Here is a 22,816-nt window from a genome sequence, read left to right on the forward strand (position 1 = left end):
GCGCAAGCCTAGCCACGCGCGGTGGCCGGCCCGGCTCGGCCATCGGAGGCGTCGCCCGTCAACAGCCGGTGCGCGGCTGCGGTCGCGACTCCGCAGCACCCGGCATAGCCTCCCAAATGTGACAGGAAGAGCCACCCGGGCTGTCCTTGCCGTACTGGTGGCGGCGTGGTGGCTGGTCGTGCCCGCCGTCGGCGGCGCACACGCCGACGACCCCGTCAGCCTTTCCCGCGAGGGACAGATCACCGACCGCGTCGGTGCGCTGGACGACCGCGAACCACAGGTCGAGCAGGCTCTGGACCGCCTCTACGACCATCAGCGGCTGCAGCTCTTCGTGGTGTACGTACGCGACTTCTCCGGCCGTTCCGCACAGGAGTGGGCGGACGAGACGGCGCGGAAGAACGGACTCGGCACGAACGACGTCCTCCTCGCCGTCGCCACGCACGACCGGCAGTACGCCTACTACGTCGACGCCCGCTCCCGGCTGACCGACGCCCAGCTCGCGGAGGTCGCCGGCGAGGCCGTGGAGCCCCCGCTGCGGGAGAACGACTGGGCCGGCGCCGCGATCGGGGCTGCCGACGGGTACGACGCGGTGCTGTCCGGCCGGCCGGTGCCTCAGGTCTCCATCACACCGGGCGCAGCGGATCCGGGCACGGACACCGGCGCCGGCACGGGAGCAGGTGATCTTGTGCTGCCCGTCGCGGTGGTCGGCGGCGCCGGGGCGCTGGCCGCGTACGCGTACGCCCGGCGCAAACGGCGGACCGCGACCCGCACCACTCCGCAGGGCGGTCAGGAGGGATGGGGAACGCCGCAGGAGCAGACGACGCTGCCCGAACTCGACGCCCGGGCCAAGCAGGCGCTGGTGGACACGGATGACGCGGTGCGCACCAGCCAGGAGGAACTGGGCTTCGCCACCGCCCAGTTCGGGGAGGAGGCGGCGAAGCCGTTCACCGAGGCCGTGGCGGAGGCGAAGAACGAGCTGACCGCCGCGTTCCGGCTGCGTCAGCAGCTCGACGACGCCTATCCGGAGGACGACGCCGCCCGCCGCCGGATGCTGGACGAGATCATCGCCCGCTGCACGGCTGCCAATCGCCGTCTCGACGCGGAGTCCGAGGACTTCGACCGGCTGCGCGAGCTGGAGCGCAACGCCCCGCAGGCGCTCGCCGCCGCGGACGAGGCCTTCCGGGAGACCGACGGCCGCATCGTCAGCGCGCAGGCGGCACTCGGCGTGATGGGCGAGCGGTACGCACCGTCCGCGTCCGCACCCGTGACGGGCAATGTGCAACAGGCCAGGGAACGGCTGGAATTCGCGGCGAACAGTCTTCAGGCGGCCCGGCAGGCGGTCGAGGAGGCCGACCACGGCGCGGCGGCGGTGCAGGTACGTGCTGCGGAGGGCGCGGTCGCGCAGGCCGGGCAGCTCATCGACGCCGTCGACCGGCGGGCACAGGAGCTCGCGGAGGCGGCGGGGAAGCTGCCGGGCGCGCTCACCGAGACGGACACGGACCTGGCCGAGGCGCGTGGACTGCTGGAGGGTACGCAGGAGGGCGTGTCGACGGCCGGACTGCAGGGGCGGATCGCGCGCGCGGAGACGGTGGCGGCGGAGGTGCGCCGGGAGGTGGAGGCGGGACCGTACGACCCGATCGACGCGCTGCGGCGGGTGGAGGAGGCGGACGCGGCGCTCGACGAGGCGCTGTCGGGGGCGCGCGAGAACGAGCAGGGCATGCGGCGGGCCCGGGCGCTGCTGGACCGGACGATGCTCGCCGCGCGCTCGAGCATCGGGGCGGCCGCGGACTACATCACCACACATCGGGGGGCGGTGGGTGCCGAGGCGCGTACCCGGCTGGCGGAGGCACAGCGACGGCTGGAGCAGGCGCGGGCGATGGCCGGGACGGAGCGGGAAGGGGAGGCCGACGGGGATCCGCAGGGTGCGCTGGCTCAGGCGCAGCAGGCGGACGCGCTGGCACAGCACGCGCAGCAGCTGGCCGAGGAAGATGTGCGCGGCTACGGGAACCCGTTCGGGCCGGGCGGTGTACAAGGAGCAGGAAGCGCGGGGGGTGGGCTCGGGGGCGCGGTGCTCGGCGGGATCATCCTCGGCGGACTGTTCGGCGGCGGGGGAAGGGGCGGGGGCCATGGCGGCGGTTTCGGTGGGGGCGGTTCAGGGGGGTTCGGGGGCGGCGGCTTCGGCGGCGGGCCCGGCAGCTTCGGCGGCGGCGGCACCCGCGGCCGGCTGGGCGGTGGCCGTTTCTGAGCCGACTGCTCGTTTTTCCACGGCGCACAAGGAGAAGTGCCATGACCAAGCAGACCGTTCTCGGCCGGGTCGCCCAGCTGGCGAAGGCCAATATCAATGCGTTGCTGGACCAGGCCGAGGACCCGCAGAAGATGCTGGACCAGCTGATCCGCGACTACACGAACAACATCGCGGAGGCGGAGCAGGCGGTGGCGAGCACCATCGGCAATCTGCGGCTGATGGAGCAGGACCACAAGGAGGATGTGGAGGCCGCCGAGGAGTGGGGCCAGAAGGCGCTCGCGGCGAGCAGGAAGGCGGACGAACTGCGCGCGGCGGGCCGGAGCGCGGATGCGGACCGGTTCGACGGCCTGGCGAAGGTGGCGCTGGGCCGCCAACTGCAGTCGGAGAATGAGGCGAAGACCGCCGAGCCGACGATCGCGTCGCAGACCCAGGTCGTGGACAAGCTCAAATCCGGCCTGGACCAGATGAAGTCGAAGCTGACCGAGCTTCAGTCGAAGCGGGACGAGCTGGTGGCGCGCGCCAAGTCGGCGCAGGCGCAGAACCAGATGATGGACGCCGTGAAGAACATCGACGTGCTCGACCCGACGAGCGAGCTGAACCGCTTCGAGGACAAGGTGCGGCGCGAGGAGGCGAAGGCCATGGGCAAGCAGGAGCTCGCGGCGTCGTCGCTGGACGCCCAGTTCGAGCAGCTGGACAGCCTGGGCGACAACGCGGAGATCGAGGCACGGCTGGCCGCGCTCAAGGCGGCGTAGGCAATCCCCGGGAGCTCCTCCCCCTGCTCCCGTCAGGCGCGGGGGCACCGAGCCGTAGGGGAAGGACGGGCAGAGGAAGGACGGGCAGCGCAACGGCCCGCTCAGCGGCCCCGTCCCCCACGCCGACCGCCCTCGCGTCAGAACATGCTGAGCAGCTGCTCGACCGTGGGCTCGGAGGCCGAGTTCCCGTCAGGCAGGGCGAGTTCGAACCACACGGTCTTGCCGCGCGGGGTCCGGCGGGAGCCCCACCCCGCGCTCAGCAGGCCGACCAGCTGCAGTCCCCGGCCGCCCTCGTCGGTGTCGCGGGCCCGGCGGCGGCGCGGCTGGACCAGGCCGGCGTCCCACACCTCGCACACCAGGGTCCGGTCGCGCAGGAGCCGCAGCCTGATCTCCCCCTCGCCGTACCGAAGAGCGTTGGTGACCAGCTCGCTGACGAGCAGTTCGACCGTGTCCACGAGCGCCTCGAGGCCCCAGGTGAGCAGCTGGGCGCGGGCCAGTTCGCGGGCGCGGCCCACCGAGCGGGGCTCGCGGGGCAGCCGCCAGTCGCCGACGGCCTCCGCGGGCAGCCCCTGTATCCGGGCCATCAGCAGCGCGATGTCGTCCTCGCCGTGGCGGGTGTCGAGTGTGGTCAGCACATGGTCACAGACGTCCTCCAGCGGACGTACGGGGTCGGTGAGCGCGGTGCGGAAGGCGCGCAGTCCCTCGTCGAGCGGATGGTCGCGGGACTCGACGAGCCCGTCGGTGTAGAGCGCGAGGAGGGAGCCTTCGGGGAGTTCGACCTCCACCTCCTCGAAGGGTTCGCCGCCCACGCCGAGCGGCATCCCCGGCGGCACGTCCAGCAGCAGTGCCTCCTCGCCGGGCTCGACGAGGACGGGCGGCAGATGGCCGGCATTGGCGAAGGTGCAGCGGCGGGTGACCGGGTCGTAGACGGCGTAGACACACGTGGCGAGATAGACCTCGGAGAGGTCGGCCTCGCGGGACTTGTGGGCGACACGGGAGGGGACCTGACTGCCGCCCGAGGTGCGGCCGTTCGAGGGGCTGCCGGGACTGCCGAGTCCGCGGGCGATCTCGTCGAGCGCCGAGAGCACCTCGGCCGGCTCCAGGTCCAGCAGCGCCAGCGTCCTGACGGCGGTGCGCAGTTCGCCCATGGCGACCGCGGCGCGCAGTCCACGGCCCATCACGTCCCCGACGACCAACGCGGTTCGATGGCCGGGGAGTTCGATGACGTCGAACCAATCGCCGCCCACCTCGGTGGTGGTGGTGCCGGGCAGATAGCGGCAGGCGATGTCGAGTCCGGCGGCCTCGGGGTCTCCGGGCGGCAGCAGGCTGCGCTGCAGGATCAGGGCGCGCTCGTGCTCCCTGCGGTACAGGCGGGCGTTGTCGATGCAGACGGCCGCCCGGGCGGCGAGCTCGACGGCGAGCGCCCGGTCCCGTTCCCCGAAGGGCTCGCTCCCCTTGGCACGGGAGAACTGTGCCAGTCCGACGACGGTGTCATGGGCGACCATCGGCACGGCGAGCGTGGACTGGACGAGGCTGCCCTCCTCGCCGGGGATCGCCTGCACCCGCGCGGTGCGCAGGGCGCTCGCACAGGGCGAGTTGAAGGCATAGCGGTGGACCTCGCCGACCGCGGCGGGGGTGCCGTTCGGACTGCAGTCCGGGGTGGTCATCAGCGGTGCGTCGGACACGGCGCTGGCGAACGCCACCCGGCGCAGTTCGGCAGTGCCGCCGCCGAAGCCCTCGGCGTGCGGCGATCCCTGTCCGGGCGGGGCCTCGTCGCCGGTGAGCAGGCCCTGGTAGAGGTCGACGGACGCGAGGTCGCAGAAGCCGGGGACGGCGACGTCGAGGAGTTCGCGGGCGGTGGTCTCCAGATCGAGGGAGTTGCCGATGCGGGCGCCGGCGTCGTTGAGGAGGGCGAGATTACGCCGGGCGCTGGCGGCCTCGCGGGCGGCGATCTGGCGGCGTGTGACATCGGTGCCGAGACCCGCGACCCCGACGGGCCGGCCGGCTCCGCTGTGCACCCGGTAGAGGTTGATCGACCAGTGCCTGCGGTCGGTGCTGCCCGGCACGGTGCCGATGATCTGCAGGTCGGTGACGGATTCGCCGGTCTCCAGCACCCGGCGCAGGGCCGCGCTCATGCGGTCGGCCTCGGGCCGGGAGAGGTAGTCGTGGACGGTGCGGCCCCGATGGTCCTCGGCGGCGCCGCCGAAGACGGTCGCGAAGCGCTGGTTGGCGCGCTGCACGGTGAGATCCGTACCGAAGAGCAGAAACCCGAAGGGAGATTGGCCGAAAATCGCCTGCGACGCGGCCAGATCCGTCTCTATGCGGCGCAGTGCGCGTACGTCCACGACGATACAGAGCGCGGCCTGCCGGCCACCGTCCGTCTCGGTCGGCATCACATAGACCTCGGCGACGCCGTGCACCCCGCCGCCGTCCGGGATGCGGAACGGGACCAGCCCCGTCCACTCCTTGCCGTCCAGGATCTCTGCGACCTTGCGATGACCGCGCGGGCGAAGCTCGGCGGGCATGAAGACCTCGACCGGATCCTTGCCCCTGACCTCGTCCGACGCGATACCGAAGAGCTCCGCGGCACGCCGGCTCCACTGGTCGACCAGGCCGTCGGGACCGATCGAGAATGACGCGACCTTGATGTAGTCATAGATCGAGCCAGGCGGGCTGCTCTGCCACACGACACCGCTCGCCGTCTCAGGTATTTCGCTCACGCGACCGTCCCCTCCAGCTCACCGCACCGGACCGGCCATGACCGCAGTATTCAGCACTACGGCCCCGGCGGGCACGGCGTTCACGATCACAGAGAGGTCTCGTTCGTTTTGAGCCGAGTCCTGCGTGATCGTCGTCCCTCCACACTTCTAACCAGTGAGTGCCAGCTCGAACCACACGGTCTTACCGGTCCTGCCGCGTCGCGTCCCCCAGCGACGAGCAGTACAGGCCACCAACTGCAGCCCTCGGCCGGTCTCGTCCTCGGGTCGCGCGGCACGCTCGGTGGGCGGATCCGGAAGGGGATCGGAGACCTCCACGAGCAGGACCGGCGGGGGTTCGTCGCCGTCCGGCCGGACCAGGCGGACCCCGATCGGACCGGAGGCATAGCGCAGGGAATTCGTCACCAGCTCACTGACCAGCAGGACCGTCACATCGCAGACAGCGGCATCCAGCCCCCACCCCCGGAGCGTGTCACGGACTGCGTGACGGGCGGTGCGCACCACATCGGCCTCGGCCGGAAAATTCCACTCGGCGCATTCGCCGTCGGTGCCGATCACGCCGCTCACTTCCCCAGACCACCAGCGGGAGCCATGTCCTATTTAAGGCGGTTAATCAGCACATACCCCAAATCAGCACGCGGTATCGCCGCGCGGGAGGCAAGGGGCGCACCGTGGCACGAACGGCGTACGCGCGGACGCCCGCGCCCCCTATGAGGGGGTGGTCCCGTTGTCGCGCATACCCGGATACCCGGCCCGCAGCCGGCGGGCGGCCTCCGCCACGGCAGGCCGGTCCGGGTCGAGCCAGTCGACGGCGTCGGTCTCGTCCGGCGCGAGCCAGCGCAGCGCGTCATGATCCTCCAGCGGCCGGGGCTCGCCGGAGACCAGCCGGGCGGTCCACACCTGGAGCACATATCCGGGTTTGAGCTGCCACTCGCCGGGGATACGCTCCACCGGCTCGGTCTCGACCCCCAGCTCTTCGCGCAGTTCGCGCACGAGCGCCTGCTCGGGGCTCTCCCCCGGCTCCAGCTTCCCGCCGGGCAGCTCCCACCGCCCCGCGAGCTCTTCGGGTGCACTGCGCCGCGCGGCGAGCAGCCGCCCCTTGTCGTACACGGCTCCGGCCACGACCACGACGCGATCAGTCATGCGCGGGAGCCTACTGCGACGCCGACGCCCTTCGCGGAGAGCTCAGGTACTGCTTGCCCACACCGCGGGGCTCTGTGTCGACGCGTCCCGACAGGCTTGCCGGGCGTTGATGCTGGCGCGCCGCCACGCCGTCACGGCCACATGCCGCGTCAGGACGCGGTCTGGCCGACGTGCTCGACCGAGTAGAGCTGCTCGTGTCCGCGGTCGCCGAGGGCGTCCGCTATCTGCTGCGCCTCGCTTCGGGTGGCGTACCTGCCGACGCGATAGCGGTTGCCGCTTTCGTCCTGCCGTATGACGAGCCAGGGAAGCACAGCGCCACCGGCGTCGTTCATCGCGCCCCTCCCTCGGTCGGCCTGATTGCCCGTAACCCTCGCCAGGAAACCGCACTACGCATATGCCTGAGCGTACGCCTGACCTTTACTGAGCGGATACGTGTTTTCACAAAGAGATAGCAAGAGGGGGTGTATCCGGCCGGATACACCCCTTCAGCTGCCCGAGAAGTATCGGACGGGCCCGCGTCACGGCGCCGGTCGGCGCGCTCCTTTCGGGGCACACCTGCGGCATCGGCTTCATTTCACCGGGAGGTGGTAGGCGATGCGATACCGGTCGGCCGGGACCACGATGTCCGCCGTCTCGACCGCCCGGCCCGAGGCGTAGTACGTCCGCTCCAGGACCATCACCACATGGCCCGGCACACCGCCGAGCGCCAGCAGTTCCTCCGCGAGGCCGGGGCGGGCGCCGACCTCCTCCACCACGTTGTCCACGACGATGTCGATGGCGGCCATCCGCTCGACGACCCCGCAACCGCCCAGCGGCCCCTCCTCGGGAAGCATCACCGGTGTACGGCCGGTGACTTCGAGCGGCTCCCAGGACGTGGAGAGCATCATCGCCTCGCCCGCGTCCCGGAACAGATAGCGCGTACGCATCACGCGGTCGCCGCAGCGGATACCGAGCCGGTCCGCGATCTCCGGGCCCGCGCCCTCCTGTTCGGTGCTGGACTCCCAGGTGCCGCGAACCCCGTCGGCCGCCTGCTCCTGCCGGAAGGGATTGGCCCCGGACGGCGGCCGGAAGCCGGAGCGGGCGACCTTGCGGGGCACCGGACGCTCGCGCACATATGTCCCCGAGCCGGACCGCCCCTCCACCAGCCCTTCGGCCATCAGGACCTTGCGCGCCTCGAGGGCGACGGTGTCGGAGACCCCGTACTCCTGGCGGATGCGGGCCTGTGAGGGCAGCCGCGTGTGCGGCGGCAGTGATCCGTTGACAATCTTCTCGCGGAGATCGCTCGCAACGCGCAGATAGGCGGGCTGCTCACCGAAGGTCACGGGCCACTCCCAACAGGTTGACAGACAGCAACAGCGTGGCAACGGTGGGTGGTTGACCGCAAGCATGGGCCAACGTTTCACTCGAAGTGATGATTTACGCCCAACCAGGGGTTTACCTCGGGTGCGGCCACACCATTCCCCGTCGACCCTTGACCTTAATGGTCCAGACCAATACGTTCCTGCGTGCACGACACCGTTCCACGGATCCGTTCAGAGAAGCCCTCCCCAGGAGGCTTCACCAAAGCCCTTCACGGCACGCACAGGAATGAGTCCCATGCGTCGAAGCACCTTTGTCCGAACGGCCGTTGCCGCCTGCTCGCTCTCGCTCCTCGCCGCTCTCGCCCCGGCCGCATCGGCGCAGGGCGGCAGCCAGGAGGGCCGGCACGGGAAACCGGCGTACAAGCGCGTCGGCTACTTCACCCAATGGGGTGTCTACGGGCGGGACTTCCAGGTCAAGGACATCGACACCAGCGGCCAGGCCGCCGCACTCACCCACATCAACTACGCCTTCGGCAACGTGAGCGCCGACGGCAAGTGCTTCACGGGCAACATCCCCGGCGAGGCCGACGCCTGGGCGGACTACGTCCGCCCGCTCGACGCGGAGAACTCGGTCGACGGTGTCGCCGACACCTCCGAGCAGCCGCTCGCCGGCAACTTCAACCAGCTGCGCGAGCTCAAGGCCAAGCACCCCGGCCTGAAGGTGCTCATCTCACTGGGCGGCTGGAGCTGGTCCACCCACTTCTCGGACGCGGCGCGCACGCCCGCCTCCCGCAGGGCGTTCGTCGCCTCCTGCATCGACCTGTACATCAAGGGCAACCTGCCGTTCGACGGGGCCCGGGGCGGCGACGGCGCCGCGGCCGGGCTGTTCGACGGCATCGACCTCGACTGGGAGTGGCCGGGCTCGGCCGGTGACACGGACACCGTCCACCGGCCGGAGGACAAGAAGAACTTCACCGCGCTGACGCACGAGTTCCGCACCCAGCTGGACGCGTACGGGAAGTCGCTGAAGCGGCCCAGGCACTACGAACTGACGGCGTTCGTGCCCACGGCTCCGGCCAAGATAGACGCCGGCTTCGAAGTGCCGCGAATCATGCGGGACTTCGACTTCGTGAACCTCCAGGGCTACGACTTCCACGTCTCCGGCGAGAAGAACACCGCCCAGCAGTCCGCGCTGCGCGCCGCCCGCGGCGACTTCAGCGTGGACCAGACCGTACGGGACTGGCTGCGGCGCGGCGCACCCGCACACAAGCTCGTGGTGGGCATGCCCTTCTACGGCCAGGGCTGGACGGGCGTCACCGGTGGAGGCGACGGTCTGGACCAGTCGGCGGCCGGACCCGCGCCCGCGACCTGGGCGGCCGGCTACGAGGACTACGAGGCCCTCAGAAGACTCGCCGACTCCGGTACGTACACCGTCCACCGGGACCGCAGGGGAGGTCACGCCTGGCTCTTCGACGGCACCACCCTGTGGACGTACGACGACCCGAAGGTGCTGCGCGCCAAGACCTCCTACATCCGTCACCGGGGTCTGGGCGGCGCGATGTTCTGGTCGCTGGACGGGGACACCGCGGACGGTGAACTGACGGCCGCCGTCGACGACGGGCTGGGCCGTCGCCACTGACTCTTCTGACAGGGGTAGGGGCGGGGTCCGGCGCACACGCCGGGCCCCGCCCCTGTCGCATTCGCCCGCTCGAAGGCTCAGCTGCCGGTCCCCTCGTCCCACACCGGCTCGATGCTCGGGCCGAGCACGCCGCAGGACCGCGGAATCGGCGAAGGGGCGGCCGCCCGTGGCGACCGCCCCTCACGTCGTTCAGTTCACCGGTTCACCGCCGGACGCTCAGAACTGCAGTGCCCAGGAGTCGATCTTGCCGGTGTCGTACGCGGCGTTGTCGCTCACCCGCAGCTTCCAGGTGCCGCCTGCGACCTCCGACGACGCGTTGACCGTGTAGGTGGTGTTGATGTTGTCGGTGCTGCCACCGGTCCCGTAGGACTTCAGCGTGTACGCGGTGCCGTCCGGGGCGATCAGCTGGACCTGGAGGTCACCGATGTAGGTGTGCTGGATGACCACCGGCACCTGGAGGGCCGCCGGGGCGTTGCCCGAGACACCGCTCACCGTGACGGGCGACTCCGTGGTGGCGTTGTCGCGGATCGCGTAGTCGCCGGTGTTCTCGAACTTCTTGCCGGGCGGCTGGGTGCTGCCGCCGCCGACGTACAGGAGGCGGTTCGGCGATCCGGTGCCCGGGCTGCCGACGACGCCGGTCGTGGCCGCCGAGGTCAGGGCCGTGGAGACCTGGGCCGGGGTCGCGTTCCTGTTGTCCGCGAGGTACAGCGCGGCCGCACCCGCGACATGCGGGGTGGCCATCGAGGTGCCGGAGATCGTGTTCGTGGCCGAGTCGCTCGTGTTCCAGCTCGACGTGATCGACGAGCCCGGCGCGAAGATGTCGAGCACACTGCCGTAGTTGGAGAAGCTCGAGCGGGCGTCGGTGCTCGTGGTGGAGCCGACGGTGATGGCCTCGGCAACCCGCGCGGGCGAGTAGTTGGAGGCGTTGGAGCTGTCGTTGCCCGCGGCGACCGCGTAGGTGACGCCGGATGCGATCGAGTTGCGCACCGCCGTGTCGAGTGCGGTGTCGATGCCGCCGCCCAGGCTCATGTTGGCAACGGCCGGCTTGACGGCGTTCTGCGTGACCCAGTCGATACCGGCGACGACCTGCTCGGTCGTACCGGAGCCCGAGTTGTCGAGCACACGAACACCGACGATCTTGGCCTTCTTGGCGACGCCGTAGGACGAACCGCCGACGGTTCCGGCGACGTGAGTGCCGTGACCGTGGCCGTCCTGCGCCGTGTTGTCGTTGTCGATCGCGTCGTAGCCGTAGGAGGCGCGGCCACCGAAGTCACTGTGGGTGATACGTACACCGGTGTCGATGATGTACGCCGTCACACCCTCGCCCGCGGTGTCGGGGTAGGTGTAGTTCTGGTTCAGCGGCAGAGCCTTCTGGTCGATCCGGTCCAGGCCCCAGGACGGCGGATTCGGCTGGCTGCCGGAGATCTTGAAGACCCGGTTCTGGACGACCGACGTGACGGCGGGGTCCGCGGCGAACCGCTTCGCCTGCTCCTCGGAGAGCCGTACGGAGTAGCCGTTGAGCGCGGCGTTGTACGTCTTCTTGATCTGCGCGCCGTACTTGCTCGCAAGCTTCTTGCCCGACGCGGAACTCGCGTCGGCTTCCGAGTCCTTGAGCGTGACGATGTAGCTGCCCGCGACGGCACCGGGTGCGCCGGCGTTCTGGATGGTGCCTACGGGGGCCGGCTCGACCGCGGTGGCCGGCAGGGCGGATGCCGTACCGAAGGCGAGGGCGGCGACAGCTATGGCGCTGGTCGTGGCGAGTCTTCGCCGCGCATGACGCGTCTCTGACATGTGAGGGGTCCTCCTCATTGGTCCTGCATGTGGGGGTTGTCGGCAGGCTCATGACAAAGAGAATCGCAAGTTCCCCTGGGTGACTGCTGCTGCGCTGTGCTGAGCTCGCGGCGCTCGGTGTCCACCTGCCGAGCGAAAGATTGACGGATCCACAGGAATCACACAAGAGGCAGGGAGGGGTCGTAACAGCCGCGCCACACAGCGGCCATGCTCGTGAATCAGGACGGCCCATCATGGTCCCGACCGTGAACTGCACTTGCCCGCCGGGACGGCCCGCTGGCGCTGCCCCCGCCGCCGCGATCACTGGGGCCGGCCTCGGCCTCGCGACAGCTCCGGTTTCCTTCAAGTCCACGCCGAGCCCGGTGAATTCACTGTGGCGTTACGAAGAGGCAATGCCGCTGTCCGCACCCACGACGTCTCCGGGCGGAGGCCGCACCCCACTCGTCGCGCTGACCGACACCGCTTCGGCGAAGCTCGACTTCCCGATGCCCGCGCTCTCCTTCGCTGTGCGGAGCGGGCCTCACGACGGACCCGGCGCGGTGGCGCCGCGCTGCTACACCCAGTAGGTGTCGTGCTCGAGGAAGAACTCGGCCTGCCGCTCGGGCGGCCACTGGGCAGCCACCTCGGCGACCTTCTCGAAGTACTCCTCGCGCGGCGCGCCCGGTGTGAACAGCAGCAGCATGGACGCCGGTTCGTCTGAGTCGTTGCGGAAGGCGTGCAGTCCGCCCTGCGGTACGTAGAGGAAGTCGCCGGCCTTCCCGTCCGTCCAGGCGTCGCCGTCGTAGAGGCGGACGGTGCCCTCGAGGATGAAGAACGACTCCGAAATCGCCTTGTGGAAGTGGGACTTGGGGCCACCGGCCTTGGGTGGCATGTCCACGCGGTACAGGCCGAACTCGCCCCCTGAAGAGGCGGTCGTGGCCAGATAGTGGGTGCGGGTGCCGCCCCGGGTCACGAGCTCGGGCGCGGTGTCCGCCGGGCGGAAGACGGCACTGACCTCACCCTCGTCCGACAGGTACTTCGGCTCCGGGTACGACACGTGTCTCCCTCTCCTCGCCTCGGTCGGCGGTCGTTACGGTCCGGCCCACCGCGGCCCACAGGGGTGAGGTGGTTCTCGTGCTGCCGCGGATCCCCGTTGAAGCGCTGGTCAGAGCCGGGCCCTGCCTCACATACCCGGCCGCGGCCATCGTGAACCGCGGGTACGGCGGTGTCACACACCTGGCGGCCCAGAGGGAGCGTCCACCGGCGGTCATTGACATCGAGTGTGCTCGAAGTGATGAAATCCCCCTGCCCAAGCACCAGTTGCACAAGGGGATCCATGCCTGAGCACGTCTCACCCGTCACACTGATCACTGGCGGCGGCAGCGGGATCGGCGCCGCGACGGCCCGTCAGCTGCTCGACCGCGGCCACCGGGTGGCCGTCACCGGCCGGAGCGCGGACTGGCTGAACGGCCTTGCCTCCGAACCAGGGTCCCCCGAGGGACTGTTGACGCTCCCCGGCGATGCGGCGGACCACGCTTCGGTCCAGTCGGCGGACCACGCTTCGGTCCAGTCGGCGGACCACGCTTCGGTCCAGTCGGCGGTCGACGCAACGGTCAAGGAGTTCGGCCGTCTGGACACGGTCGTCGCCAACGCGGCGCTTCGCCACGCACGACACCCTCGCGGACGGCGACCCGGCGGGCTGGCGCGAGATGGTCCTGACGAACGTACTCGGCCCGGCCCTGCTGATCCACGCCGCCCTGCCGCACCTGCAGGCGAGCCGGGGCCGGATCGTGCTGGTCGGCAGCGTGGCGGGCTTCCAGAACACGCCGGGCAACCTCTACGGCGCGACGAAGTGGGCGGTCACGGGCCTCGCGGAGAACACGCGCCGCATGGTGACGGCCGATGGCGTCGGCGTCACACTGGTCGCCCCGGGCCGCGTCGAAACCCCTTTCTGGGACACCCTGGGCACCCTCCCCGACGGCCACCTGCTCACGGGCGACCAGATCGCCGACTCGATCGTGTGGGCGATCGGTCAGCCTCACGGCGTGGACATCAACACCGTGATCATCCGCCCGATCGGCCAGCCGGTCTGACCCCCGGGCACCGGCGCCCCCGACGCAGGGGTCTTCGTCCAGAAGGCTGCTGAAGACGTTGTGGAGGGGCTGTCCGACGCCGGGTCACGTCGGAGACGGAGAGAGGCTCCGAACCGCCTTGGCGAGGAAGGCTCCGACCGATGAGCCGATGTGCCGTGTCGAGCAGAGTCACCGTGCCAGTGCCGAGCTCCCGGGCAGGACCGGCCATGGGCCGGGCCCTCCTCCCGAGGAATCATTGCACAGTGCAAAGAAGAGATCCAGGGATGTGACCCTCTCATCCCGCGCCGGCCGGTCGGCCGTACGGAATTCGCTACTTGGGGGTCACAGCGGCCTCGACTTCCTGGAAGGTCGCGCCGTCGACAAGCCCTGTGTCCTCGAGGACTTCGAGGTGATCCAGAACGGTCTGGTTCGCCTGACGTGCGTGGCGGCGGATGAGGTCGTGCTGTGTAGCCGCCCTGACTTCACCGATCGTGGCGAAGATCTTGCCGTGCGAGGCGCGCAGGAGGTTGGCGAAGAGACGGTCGAACTCCTCCCCCTGGGCGTTCTCCAACTGCCGTACGAATCCTTGTTGTTCGTCAGTGGCCTCATTCGGAAGGGCGACGCCGAGAATCCTGGCGTCCTCGCGGACCAGCTGGTCGAGCTTGCTGTGCCCGTCGAGCAGGTGCAGCCCCGCACGCTTGACGGTCTCGCTGGAGGCGTGGGTCTGCGCCAGTCGGCCGGCCGGTATCTCCCACAGGCCGGCCTGCCGCACCTTCACGAGGAAGGTCTTGTCCACCTCCGTCACCGGCTGTGGACCTGAGGGTGCAGTCTGCGTACCCGTTTCGTCGGTGCCGGTGTATGCGCCGGCTCCGGCGGAGTGACCGCTGCCGTGCCGCGGAGCCCCCACGGCCGCCGGACCGGCCGATGCTTCGTCCTCATCGCCTGGCAGCACGATCAGCAAGGTGGCGACAGCGGCACACACCGCAACGATCACCGCAGTGACCTGTATCGACGTATGGGACTGGGCCGCGCGTCGGTTCGAACGCATGATGCCTCCCGATTCGGCATGGAGAACTGGTCGTTCATGTCATCGGGAGCTCTGGCGGCTGGCACGGCACGCAGCAAGGAGTACGGACGCGGACGCCGGGCTGTTCAATGCCGCGCAAAGACCTGGTCAAGCGGATCGAGAGCGGCTCTCTGAGGGCACGCCGCATCGGTCAGTGGACGGAGCCGTGGCCCAGTTCCCTGGCCCAGTTCAGCAATTCGGGTTGGGCCAGGCTGGCGCCCAGCCAGTCGTGGTCGAGGTCGGCCACCTGAAGGGACGGTACGACCGCGACGTAAAGTCCGGCAGCACGCGCCGCGGCGATGCCCGTGGCCGAGTCCTCGAAGGCGACGGAACGCTTCGGCGCCACACCGGTGCCTCGCATGCCGTGAGGTAGAGGTCCGGTGCGGGCTTGGGGGCACCCACCTCGTCGGCGGCGAACGAGTGGGTGAAGCAGTCGGCGAGACCAGCCGATTCCAGTGCCGTGTCCAGCAGTTCCCGGGGGGCTGTTGCCGGCGACGGCTATGGGTACGGCCGCCCTGCAGGCGCGCACCAGTTCCACTGCCCCGGGAAGTGCGGTGGCCCCCCGGGCCAGCTCCTTGGGGACTGTTTCGAGGAGTTCGGCAGCGAGTTCGGCACCGGCTCCGGGCCGCCCGAAGTAGTCGGCCATGGCCTCTCCGGAAGCCTCCACGGTACGGCCGACGACCAGGACCTTCTCCACGGGGCCGAAGAAGTGCCCGTGCGCTGTGAAGATGGCCGTCTCCACGACAAGTGGGAACGTAGATCGATTATTACGTAGATTGAATCTTACTTCACCTCAAGCGGCCTCGTGGATCGAGCACAGAGGCGGGTACGGCGAGATTGCGGCTGCGGCCGGCATCGCGCTCGGCGAAGGTGACTGTCAGAGGGCGCGAAGGCGGTGACTCCACCAGCCGCACGGACGAAGCTCACACGCAACGAGCATCGCGGCTGATCAGCAGCCGACTGTGGACTGCGGCCGCTCAGCACCCAAGCCCTGCCTGAAACCCGGCACGGCAGAGGCGAGCAAGGGATGACGGGTGACGAGGGTTCAGATTTCCCAGCACCATCCCAGCACCAGGCAAAAGCCAGGGCCCGACTCCGAAGAGTCGGGCCCCATCTGTGTCATTTCATCCGCTCACACGTTGAAGCGGAACTCCACCACGTCGCCGTCCTGCATCACGTACTCCTTGCCCTCCATACGCGCCTTGCCCTTCGCACGGGCCTCCGCGACCGAGCCCGTCTCCACCAGGTCGGCGAAGGAGATGACCTCCGCCTTGATGAAGCCCTTCTGGAAGTCGGTGTGGATCACACCGGCCGCCTCGGGGGCGGTGGCGCCCTTCTTGATCGTCCAGGCGCGGGACTCCTTCGGGCCTGCCGTGAGGTAGGTCTGCAGGCCGAGGGTGTCGAAGCCCACGCGGGCCAGCGTCGCCAGGCCCGGCTCCTCCGCGCCCACCGACTGGAGGAGCTCCATGGCGTCCTCCTCGTCGAGCTCGGCGAGGTCCTGCTCCAGCTTGGCGTTGAGGAAGATCGCCTCGGCCGGGGCGACCAGCGCGCGCTGCTCGTCCTTGAAGCCGTCGTCGACCAGCTCGTCCTCGTCGACGTTGAAGACGTACAGGAACGGCTTGGTGGTCAGCAGGTGCAGGTCGTGCAGGAGCTCCGCCTTCTCCGAGCCCTGGACGATGCCCTGCGAGAAGAGCGTGTTGCCCTCCTCCAGGATCGCCTGGGCGGCCTCGACGGCCGCGACCTTGGGGGCCACGTCCTTCTTGATGCGGGCTTCCTTGGCCAGACGCGGCAGGACCTTCTCGATGGTCTGCAGGTCCGCCAGGATCAGCTCGGTGTTGATCGTCTCGATGTCGTCCTTCGGCGAGACCTTGCCGTCGACGTGGACGACGTTCTCGTCCTTGAAGGCACGGATGACCTGGCAGATCGCGTCCGATTCACGGATGTTCGCCAGGAACTTGTTGCCCAGGCCCTCGCCCTCGCTCGCACCGCGCACGATGCCGGCGATGTCCACGAAGTCGACCGTCGCGGGAAGGATCCGCTGCGAGGCGAAGATTCCGGCCAGCTTGGTCAGCCGGGCGTCCGGAACGCCGACGACGCCCACATTCGGCTCGATGGTGGCGAACGGGTAGTTGGCCGCCAGCACGTCGTTCTTGGTCAGGGCGTTGAACAGGGTCGACTTGCCGACATTCGGCAGGCCGACGATTCCGATCGTGAGCGACACGTTGGCGACTTCCTGGAGTGAGGACTGGCTGGTGGCCGTACAGCCCGGAGGTGGGCCGATCCCCCAGTTTACGGGCGGGCCGAAGCAGGCTTCGACGGCGCCGGTCGTCGAACTCAGTGCCAACGTCATCCAAAGGGCGTGTCTGGTACCTGTTTCGGGCCTCCCGGCAACCTACGTTGGTCAGGTGGAGCAGCACAGGACAAGTAGCCCCCAGCCACGGCAGCGGCCGCAGGCCCCGTTGTCACCGCAGGGCACGCTCGCCGAGGGTCCCGCCGTCATTCCCGTGCCGGTCCGGCCGCCCCGGCAGGTGCCGCCGATCGTGCCGTTGCTGCGGCGGCTTCCCAACCCGCGGCTGACCGGCCTGGGGGCCGGGCTGTTCGGAGCCGCCGTGATGCTGGCGCTCGGCAGCCTGAACCAGCTGATCCTGGGCGGCTCGGCCGTGGTCTACGGGCTGCTGTTCCTGCCGGTGAGCGCGCTGACCGCACTGTGGGTGCGGGAGGCCGACCTGGTCACGGCCCCGATCACCGTACCGATCTCCTTCGCCGTCGGGATCGTGCCCATCTCCGGCGGCAGCGGCGGCTTCGGCGGGCAGGCGATGGCCGTGGTCACCGCGCTGGCGGTGCACGCGGGCTGGCTGTACGGCGGCACGCTGATCGCCGGGGTCATCACGTGCGTACGGAAGGTCCGGGTGATGATGGGGCGCCGCCGCCGTCGCGGCCGCCCCGACGGGGCCGGCGGCCCCGCCCGCCGCCGCTGAGCCGGCCGGGGGCCTGAAGGCGTACGGCTCCGACCGCCTGCACCACCCCCGTCGGGGACGGTGCTCGGCCGCCTGCGGCCGGTGCGTGGTGACGCACTCGTGCCGCCGGAGGTTTCCGCCGGTCGGGCCTGCCGTCTAGCGGCCCGCCGCCGCCATGGCCGCGCCCACGATCCCCGCGTTGTTCTGCAGCTCCGCAGGGACGATCTCGGCCCGCACGCCTTCGATCAGCGGCAGGAACTTGTCCGCCTTTCGGCTGACGCCGCCGCCGATGACGAACAGCTCCGGCGAGAACAGCATCTCCACATGGGCCAGGTATTTCTGGACCCGCCGGGCCCAGTGCTCCCAGGTGAGATCCTCGCTCTCCTTTGCCTTCGTCGAGGCGCGCTTCTCCGCGTCATGGCCGTGCAGCTCCAGATGGCCCAGTTCCGTGTTGGGAACGAGCCGGCCGTCGATGAAGACCGCGCTGCCGATGCCCGTGCCGAGCGTCAGCAGGATCACCGTGCCCTTGCGGCCGCGTCCGGCCCCGAAGGTCACCTCCGCCACCCCCGCCGCGTCCGCGTCGTTCAGGATCGTGACGGGCAGACCGCCGATGCGGTCGCCGAGCAGTTTCGCCGCGTCCTTGTCGATCCAGCCCTTGTCGACGTTGGCGGCGGTGCGCGTGACGCCGCCGGTGACGACGCCGGGGAAGGTGATGCCGACGGGGCCCGTCCAGCCGAAATGGCCGATCACCTCGGCGACCCCGTCCGCCACCGCATCCGGCGTCGCCGGATGCGGTGTGAGGACCTTGTGGCGCTCCTGCGCCAGGTCGCCGCGCTCCAGGTCCACGGGAGCGCCCTTGATGCCTGACCCGCCGATGTCCACTCCGAACACGTTCATGGACACAACGTTACGGCCCGGCGCTGACAGTCACCGCCCGCGCGTACACATTCTCGGGGGTTCGGACTACTTTCCGGAGAGGTCGGCCGCCTCCGCCCGCAGATCGCGGCGAAGCTCCTTGGGGAGCGAGAAGGTGATCGACTCCTCCGCCGCCTTGACGATCTCGACGTCCTCGAAGCCGCGCTTGGCCAGCCACTCCAGCACGTCCTCGACCAGCACCTCCGGCACCGAGGCGCCCGAGGTGAGGCCGACCGTCGTCACGCCGTCCAGCCATGCCTCGTCGATCTCCTCGGCGAAGTCCACCAGGTGGGCGTCACGGGCACCGGCGCCCAGCGCGACCTCGACCAGTCGGACGGAGTTCGAGGAGTTCTTGGAGCCGACCACGATGACCAGGTCGGCGTCGGCGCCCATCTGCTTCACCGCGATCTGGCGGTTCTGCGTGGCGTAGCAGATGTCGTCGCTCGGCGGCGAGATGAGCTGCGGGAACTTCTCCTTCAGCGCGCCGACCGTCTCCATGGTCTCGTCGACGGAGAGGGTGGTCTGGGAGAGCCAGACGACCTTGGACGGGTCACGGACCTCGACGTTCGCGACGTCCTCGGGGCCGTCGACCAGCGTGATGTGGTCGGGGGCCTCGCCGGAGGTGCCGATGACCTCCTCGTGGCCCTCGTGGCCGATCAGGAGGATGTCGTAGTCCTCGTTCGCGAAGCGGACCGCTTCCTTGTGGACCTTGGTGACCAGCGGACAGGTCGCGTCGATGGTCGCGAGCTTCCGCTCGGCGGCCTCCTCGTGCACGGTCGGCGCCACACCGTGGGCGGAGAACATCACGATGGACCCCTCGGGGACCTCCGCCGTCTCGTCGACGAAGATCGCGCCCTTCCGTTCCAGGGTCTGTACGACGTACTTGTTGTGAACGATCTCGTGGCGGACGTAGATCGGTGCCCCGTACTGCTCCAGGGCCTTCTCCACGGCGATCACGGCACGGTCCACGCCCGCGCAGTAACCGCGGGGCGCGGCGAGCAGGACGCGTCGGGCAGGAGTCGAAGCAGTCATGCGACCCATCGTAAGGCCGCGCAGAACAGGCACGTGATCGGCCACCGGCACCAGACTTGCCGTACCCGAGCGGGTGATGGGCCCATGGAGGGACGCGATGACGGCACGGGACGCGCCCCAGCCGGGGGGACGGCGGTGCGAGCGGTCCGGCAGGCCCGGGCGGGGCGCATCGCGGTGTCCGTCGCGGTCCTGTCGTATCTCGGCTTCGACGCGATCGCCTCGTTCGCGGAGGAGGTGACGGGCGGCTCCCGGAAGGTGGCGCGGGCGGTGCTGTTCTGTCTGGCGCTCGCCGGGGTGCTGTTCGTCGCGCAGACATATCTGGCAGCCCTGCTGGAGCCGGTGTCGTCGGCGCGGCCGGCCGCCGAGCGGCGCTGCAGGGGGCGGCCTTCTACGACGCCGTGGACGCCTCGGTCGGCACCTGGCTGCACGACCTGGTGGCGGTGAGCAAGGCGATCGGCGCGGCGTTCGCGGCGCTGGCCGCGCAGGCGGCGGCGGGCAGGCTGCTGTTCGCGATGGCCCGCGACCGGAGGCTGCCGCATGCCCTTGCCCGCACGGATTCGGGCGTGCCGCGCCTCGCGCTGCTGGTTGCGGCGGCGGTGACGACGCTCGCGGCGCTCTGGGCTGCCCGGCGCGACGACGGCCTGGACCATCTGGTGTCGGTGGTCGACATCGGGGCGCTCACGGCGTTCACGCTGCTGCATGCCAGCGTGATCGGCTGGTTCGTGGCGCGGCGCATGAACGGGGAGCCGGACTGGCTGCGCCATCTGATGGTGCCGCTCGTCGGGGCGCTGGTGACGATCGCGGTGATCGTGGAGGCGGCAGGCGCGGCGCAGGTGGTGGGGGTGGTGTGGCTGGGGGTGGGTCTGATCGTGCTCTCGGTGCAATGGGGGCGGCTGAGTACGCCCGTGTAAGGGATCCGGGACCGGTGCGGCCGGTTCGGGTCGGCCGGGTTGTCGGAGCCGGCCGATACGCTCGCCCGTATGGCTCTCAACACGTCCGCGGACGCCCCGCTGCCCGTCGGCGAGGTGTCGCGGCTCATCGGGGGGTGGATCGACCGGCTCGGCTTCGTCTGGGTCGAGGGGCAGATCACCCAGCTGTCGCGGCGCCCGGGCGCAGGGGTCGTCTTCATGACGCTGCGCGATCCGTCGCACGACATCTCGGTGGGCGTCACCTGCTTCCGGCAGGTCTACGAAGCGGTCGCGGACGTGGTGTCGGAAGGCGCCCGGGTGGTGCTGCTCGCCAAGCCCGAGTGGTACGCGCCCCGCGGACAGCTGTCGCTGCGGGCGACCGAGATAAGGCCGGTGGGAATCGGTGAGCTGCTCGCCCGGCTCGAGCAGCTGAAGCGGTCGCTGGGTACCGAGGGGCTCTTCGCGGTCGAACGCAAGAAGCCGCTGCCGTTCCTGCCGCACCGGGTGGGCCTGGTCTGCGGGCGTGCCTCGGCGGCCGAGCGCGACGTACTGGAGAACGCGCGGCGGCGCTGGCCCCATGTGCGCTTCGAGGTGCGCAATGTGGCCGTGCAGGGCGTGCATGCCGTCACCCAGGTCGTCCAGGCCGTCAAGGAACTGGACGCGCTGCCGGACGTCGATGTGATCATCGTGACCCGCGGCGGCGGCAGCGTGGAGGACCTGCTGCCGTTCTCGGACGAGCAGCTGATCAGAGCGGTGGCCGCCTGCGCCACGCCCGTGGTGTCCGCGATCGGGCACGAGCCGGACTCTCCGCTGCTGGACCTGGTGGCGGATCTGCGGGCGTCGACACCGACGGACGCGGCGAAGAAGGTCGTCCCGGACGTCGGCGAGGAGCTGGAGCGGGTGCAGCAGCTGCGGGACCGCGCGCTGCGTCATGTGCGGGGCCTGCTGGAGCGGGAGGAACGGGGGCTGGCCCATGCGCTGGCCCGGCCGTCGATGGAGCATCCGCACCGGATGGTGGACGAGCGGGAGCACGAGGTGGAGGCACTGGTGGCCCGCAGCCGACGGGTGCTCGGGCATCTGCTGGACCGTGCGGACTCGGAGCTGGCGCACACCCGGGCCAGGGTGCTGTCGCTGTCGCCCGCGGCGACGCTGGAGCGGGGGTATGCGGTGCTGCAGCGCACGGACGGGGCGGTGGTGCGTTCGCCGGACGAGGTGGCGGTGGGCGACGAGCTGCGGGCGAGGGTATCCGAGGGCGAGTTCGCGGTACGGGTGTCGGAGTGAGTACGAACGGGGCGAATAGGGTGGGCGGCATGGCAGCCAGGACGGAAGAGAGCACGCTCGGCTACGAGCAGGCGAGGGACGAGCTGATCGAGGTGGTACGCCGGCTCGAGGCGGGCGGGACGACGCTCGAGGAGTCGCTGGCGCTGTGGGAGCGAGGTGAGGAGCTGGCGAAGGTCTGCCGCCACTGGCTGGAGGGCGCCCGTGCCCGTCTGGACGCCGCTCTCTCCACGGGCGCGGACGACGGCGGGGACCCGGATTCCACCGAGGAGTGAGAGCGGGGCGAACACGACGCGAGAGGTGATCCGGGTCACGATCGCCATGTAGTTGAAATTTAATGTACTGAGGTGCGGTTGGAAGCGCCGTAAAGCTCCTGCATGCACCGGAAGGTACGCCAGCACATGTCTCTCGTTCTCGACTCCGCCGCCCAGGACCTCCTCTTCCGCGAGGCCCGCACCGCCAACACGTTCACCGACGAGCCGGTGACCGAGGAGCAGGTCCAGGCGATCTACGACCTGGTCAAGTTCGGCCCGACCGCCTTCAACCAGACGCCGCTGCGTATCGTCCTGGTCCGCTCCGCCGAGGCCCGCGAGCGCCTCGTCGCCCACATGGCAGAGGGCAATCAGGCCAAGACCGCCGCCGCGCCGCTGGTCGCGATCCTGGCCGCCGACAACGAGTTCCACGAGGAGCTTCCGCGACTGCTGCCGCACTTCCCCCAGGCCAAGGACATGTTCTTCAGCGAGCGACCGGCGCGTGAGTCGGCCGCCGGCCTGAACGCCGCGCTGCAGGCCGCGTACTTCATCGTCGGCGTCCGGGCAGCCGGCCTGGCCGCGGGCCCGATGACCGGTTACGACGCCGCGGGGATCCAGAAGGAGTTCCTGGACGGCGACCACACCCCGCTGATGGTGGTGAACATCGGCAAGCCGGGCGAGGACGCCGCGTTCCCGCGCTCCCCGCGCCTGTCGTACGACGAGGTCATCACGACCGTCTGAGCGACCCACGCACGGCGGAGGCCGCCGCA

At 70.1% G+C, this 22,816-nt stretch carries 20 protein-coding genes and 2 pseudogenes; 10 read left to right on the plus strand and 12 right to left on the minus strand.

The features are described 5' to 3' along the window. Positions 1-118: 118 nt before the first annotated feature. Together OHS70_RS12935 and OHS70_RS12940 are read left to right on the plus strand one after the other, a co-directional pair. The gene (locus OHS70_RS12935; protein ID WP_328396924.1) at positions 119-2,245 is read left to right on the plus strand and encodes a TPM domain-containing protein; all 2,127 of its coding nucleotides are present in this window, start codon (positions 119-121) and stop codon (positions 2,243-2,245) included. A 41-nt stretch (positions 2,246-2,286) separates the two neighbouring features. Then, positions 2,287-2,997 (plus strand): PspA/IM30 family protein, encoded by a 711-nt coding sequence (locus OHS70_RS12940; RefSeq protein ID WP_328396926.1) that lies wholly within the window; start codon positions 2,287-2,289, stop codon positions 2,995-2,997. A 137-nt stretch (positions 2,998-3,134) separates the two neighbouring features. Here the strand turns inward: OHS70_RS12940 and OHS70_RS12945 are convergent, their stop codons facing one another. The 5 genes from OHS70_RS12945 to OHS70_RS12965 form a co-directional block, all read right to left on the minus strand. Further along, positions 3,135-5,717 (minus strand): SpoIIE family protein phosphatase, encoded by a 2,583-nt coding sequence (locus tag OHS70_RS12945; RefSeq protein ID WP_328396927.1) that lies wholly within the window; start codon positions 5,715-5,717, stop codon positions 3,135-3,137. Positions 5,718-5,864: 147 nt separating this feature from the next. Continuing rightward, positions 5,865-6,281 carry an ATP-binding protein gene (locus OHS70_RS12950; protein ID WP_328396929.1) on the minus strand — a complete coding sequence of 139 codons (417 nt, stop codon included), beginning with the start codon at positions 6,279-6,281 and terminating at the stop codon, positions 5,865-5,867. 141 nt (positions 6,282-6,422) lie between these two features. Then, a complete protein-coding gene (locus OHS70_RS12955; protein ID WP_328396931.1) occupies positions 6,423-6,857 on the minus strand; it encodes a (deoxy)nucleoside triphosphate pyrophosphohydrolase in 435 nt (144 codons plus the stop codon). Positions 6,858-7,006: 149 nt separating this feature from the next. Continuing rightward, positions 7,007-7,189 carry an SPOR domain-containing protein gene (locus tag OHS70_RS12960; RefSeq protein ID WP_328396933.1) on the minus strand — a complete coding sequence of 61 codons (183 nt, stop codon included), beginning with the start codon at positions 7,187-7,189 and terminating at the stop codon, positions 7,007-7,009. 237 nt (positions 7,190-7,426) lie between these two features. Continuing rightward, positions 7,427-8,179 carry a GntR family transcriptional regulator gene (locus OHS70_RS12965; RefSeq protein ID WP_328396935.1) on the minus strand — a complete coding sequence of 251 codons (753 nt, stop codon included), beginning with the start codon at positions 8,177-8,179 and terminating at the stop codon, positions 7,427-7,429. Positions 8,180-8,453: 274 nt separating this feature from the next. On the opposite strand from OHS70_RS12965, the gene OHS70_RS12970 reads away from it, so the two are divergent. Then, positions 8,454-9,797 (plus strand): glycoside hydrolase family 18 protein, encoded by a 1,344-nt coding sequence (locus tag OHS70_RS12970; protein ID WP_328396937.1) that lies wholly within the window; start codon positions 8,454-8,456, stop codon positions 9,795-9,797. A 216-nt stretch (positions 9,798-10,013) separates the two neighbouring features. On the opposite strand, the gene OHS70_RS12975 is transcribed toward OHS70_RS12970, so the two are convergent. Beyond that, positions 10,014-11,588: a S8 family peptidase gene (locus tag OHS70_RS12975; protein ID WP_328396940.1), complete on the minus strand. Its 1,575-nt coding sequence runs from the start codon at positions 11,586-11,588 to the stop codon at positions 10,014-10,016. A gap of 392 nt (positions 11,589-11,980) precedes the next feature. On the opposite strand from OHS70_RS12975, the gene OHS70_RS39055 reads away from it, so the two are divergent. Next, positions 11,981-12,154, plus strand: coding sequence for a hypothetical protein (locus OHS70_RS39055; protein WP_443062599.1), 174 nt, complete (start codon positions 11,981-11,983; stop codon positions 12,152-12,154). Here the strand turns inward: OHS70_RS39055 and OHS70_RS12985 are convergent. Continuing rightward, positions 12,142-12,624, minus strand: a complete 483-nt coding sequence (locus tag OHS70_RS12985) for a cupin domain-containing protein (RefSeq protein ID WP_328396942.1) — start codon at positions 12,622-12,624, stop codon at positions 12,142-12,144. The genes OHS70_RS39055 and OHS70_RS12985 overlap by 13 nt on opposite strands. 279 nt (positions 12,625-12,903) lie before the next feature. Here OHS70_RS12985 and OHS70_RS12990 point away from each other — a divergent pair. Next, positions 12,904-13,660, plus strand: a pseudogene (locus OHS70_RS12990) (SDR family oxidoreductase). 310 nt (positions 13,661-13,970) lie between these two features. On the opposite strand, the gene OHS70_RS12995 reads toward OHS70_RS12990, so the two are convergent. The 3 genes from OHS70_RS12995 to ychF form a co-directional block, all read right to left on the minus strand. Next, a complete protein-coding gene (locus OHS70_RS12995; protein WP_328396944.1) occupies positions 13,971-14,687 on the minus strand; it encodes a DUF4142 domain-containing protein in 717 nt (238 codons plus the stop codon). Between the two features lie 169 nt (positions 14,688-14,856). After that, a complete protein-coding gene (locus OHS70_RS13000) occupies positions 14,857-15,051 on the minus strand; it encodes a hypothetical protein (protein WP_328396946.1) in 195 nt (64 codons plus the stop codon). A 786-nt stretch (positions 15,052-15,837) separates the two neighbouring features. After that, complete coding sequence (ychF, locus tag OHS70_RS13005) at positions 15,838-16,926, minus strand: redox-regulated ATPase YchF (RefSeq protein WP_328396948.1); 1,089 nt, start codon at positions 16,924-16,926, stop codon at positions 15,838-15,840. Positions 16,927-17,110: 184 nt separating this feature from the next. On the opposite strand from ychF, the gene OHS70_RS13010 reads away from it, so the two are divergent. Next, positions 17,111-17,683: a DUF6542 domain-containing protein gene (locus tag OHS70_RS13010; protein ID WP_328396950.1), complete on the plus strand. Its 573-nt coding sequence runs from the start codon at positions 17,111-17,113 to the stop codon at positions 17,681-17,683. A 135-nt stretch (positions 17,684-17,818) separates the two neighbouring features. On the opposite strand, the gene ppgK is transcribed toward OHS70_RS13010, so the two are convergent. Both ppgK and OHS70_RS13020 read right to left on the minus strand, forming a co-directional pair. Then, on the minus strand, positions 17,819-18,559 hold the full coding sequence (gene ppgK / locus OHS70_RS13015; protein WP_328396952.1) for a polyphosphate--glucose phosphotransferase: 741 nt from the start codon (positions 18,557-18,559) through the stop codon (positions 17,819-17,821). A gap of 66 nt (positions 18,560-18,625) precedes the next feature. Beyond that, positions 18,626-19,618 (minus strand): 4-hydroxy-3-methylbut-2-enyl diphosphate reductase, encoded by a 993-nt coding sequence (locus OHS70_RS13020; RefSeq protein ID WP_328396954.1) that lies wholly within the window; start codon positions 19,616-19,618, stop codon positions 18,626-18,628. A 162-nt stretch (positions 19,619-19,780) separates the two neighbouring features. On the opposite strand from OHS70_RS13020, the pseudogene OHS70_RS13025 reads away from it, so the two are divergent. The 4 genes and pseudogenes from OHS70_RS13025 to OHS70_RS13040 all read left to right on the plus strand — a co-directional run. Continuing rightward, positions 19,781-20,502 (plus strand): annotated as a pseudogene (locus OHS70_RS13025) (amino acid permease); the annotation flags it as partial. An 87-nt stretch (positions 20,503-20,589) separates the two neighbouring features. After that, positions 20,590-21,798: an exodeoxyribonuclease VII large subunit gene (xseA, locus tag OHS70_RS13030; protein WP_328396956.1), complete on the plus strand. Its 1,209-nt coding sequence runs from the start codon at positions 20,590-20,592 to the stop codon at positions 21,796-21,798. 29 nt (positions 21,799-21,827) lie between these two features. Next, positions 21,828-22,070 carry an exodeoxyribonuclease VII small subunit gene (locus tag OHS70_RS13035; RefSeq protein ID WP_328396958.1) on the plus strand — a complete coding sequence of 81 codons (243 nt, stop codon included), beginning with the start codon at positions 21,828-21,830 and terminating at the stop codon, positions 22,068-22,070. Positions 22,071-22,196: 126 nt separating this feature from the next. Next, positions 22,197-22,787: a malonic semialdehyde reductase gene (locus OHS70_RS13040; RefSeq protein ID WP_328396960.1), complete on the plus strand. Its 591-nt coding sequence runs from the start codon at positions 22,197-22,199 to the stop codon at positions 22,785-22,787. Positions 22,788-22,816 lie beyond the last annotated feature (29 nt).

It is taken from the genome of Streptomyces sp. NBC_00390 (assembly GCF_036057275.1).
Lineage (GTDB): Bacteria > Actinomycetota > Actinomycetes > Streptomycetales > Streptomycetaceae > Streptomyces.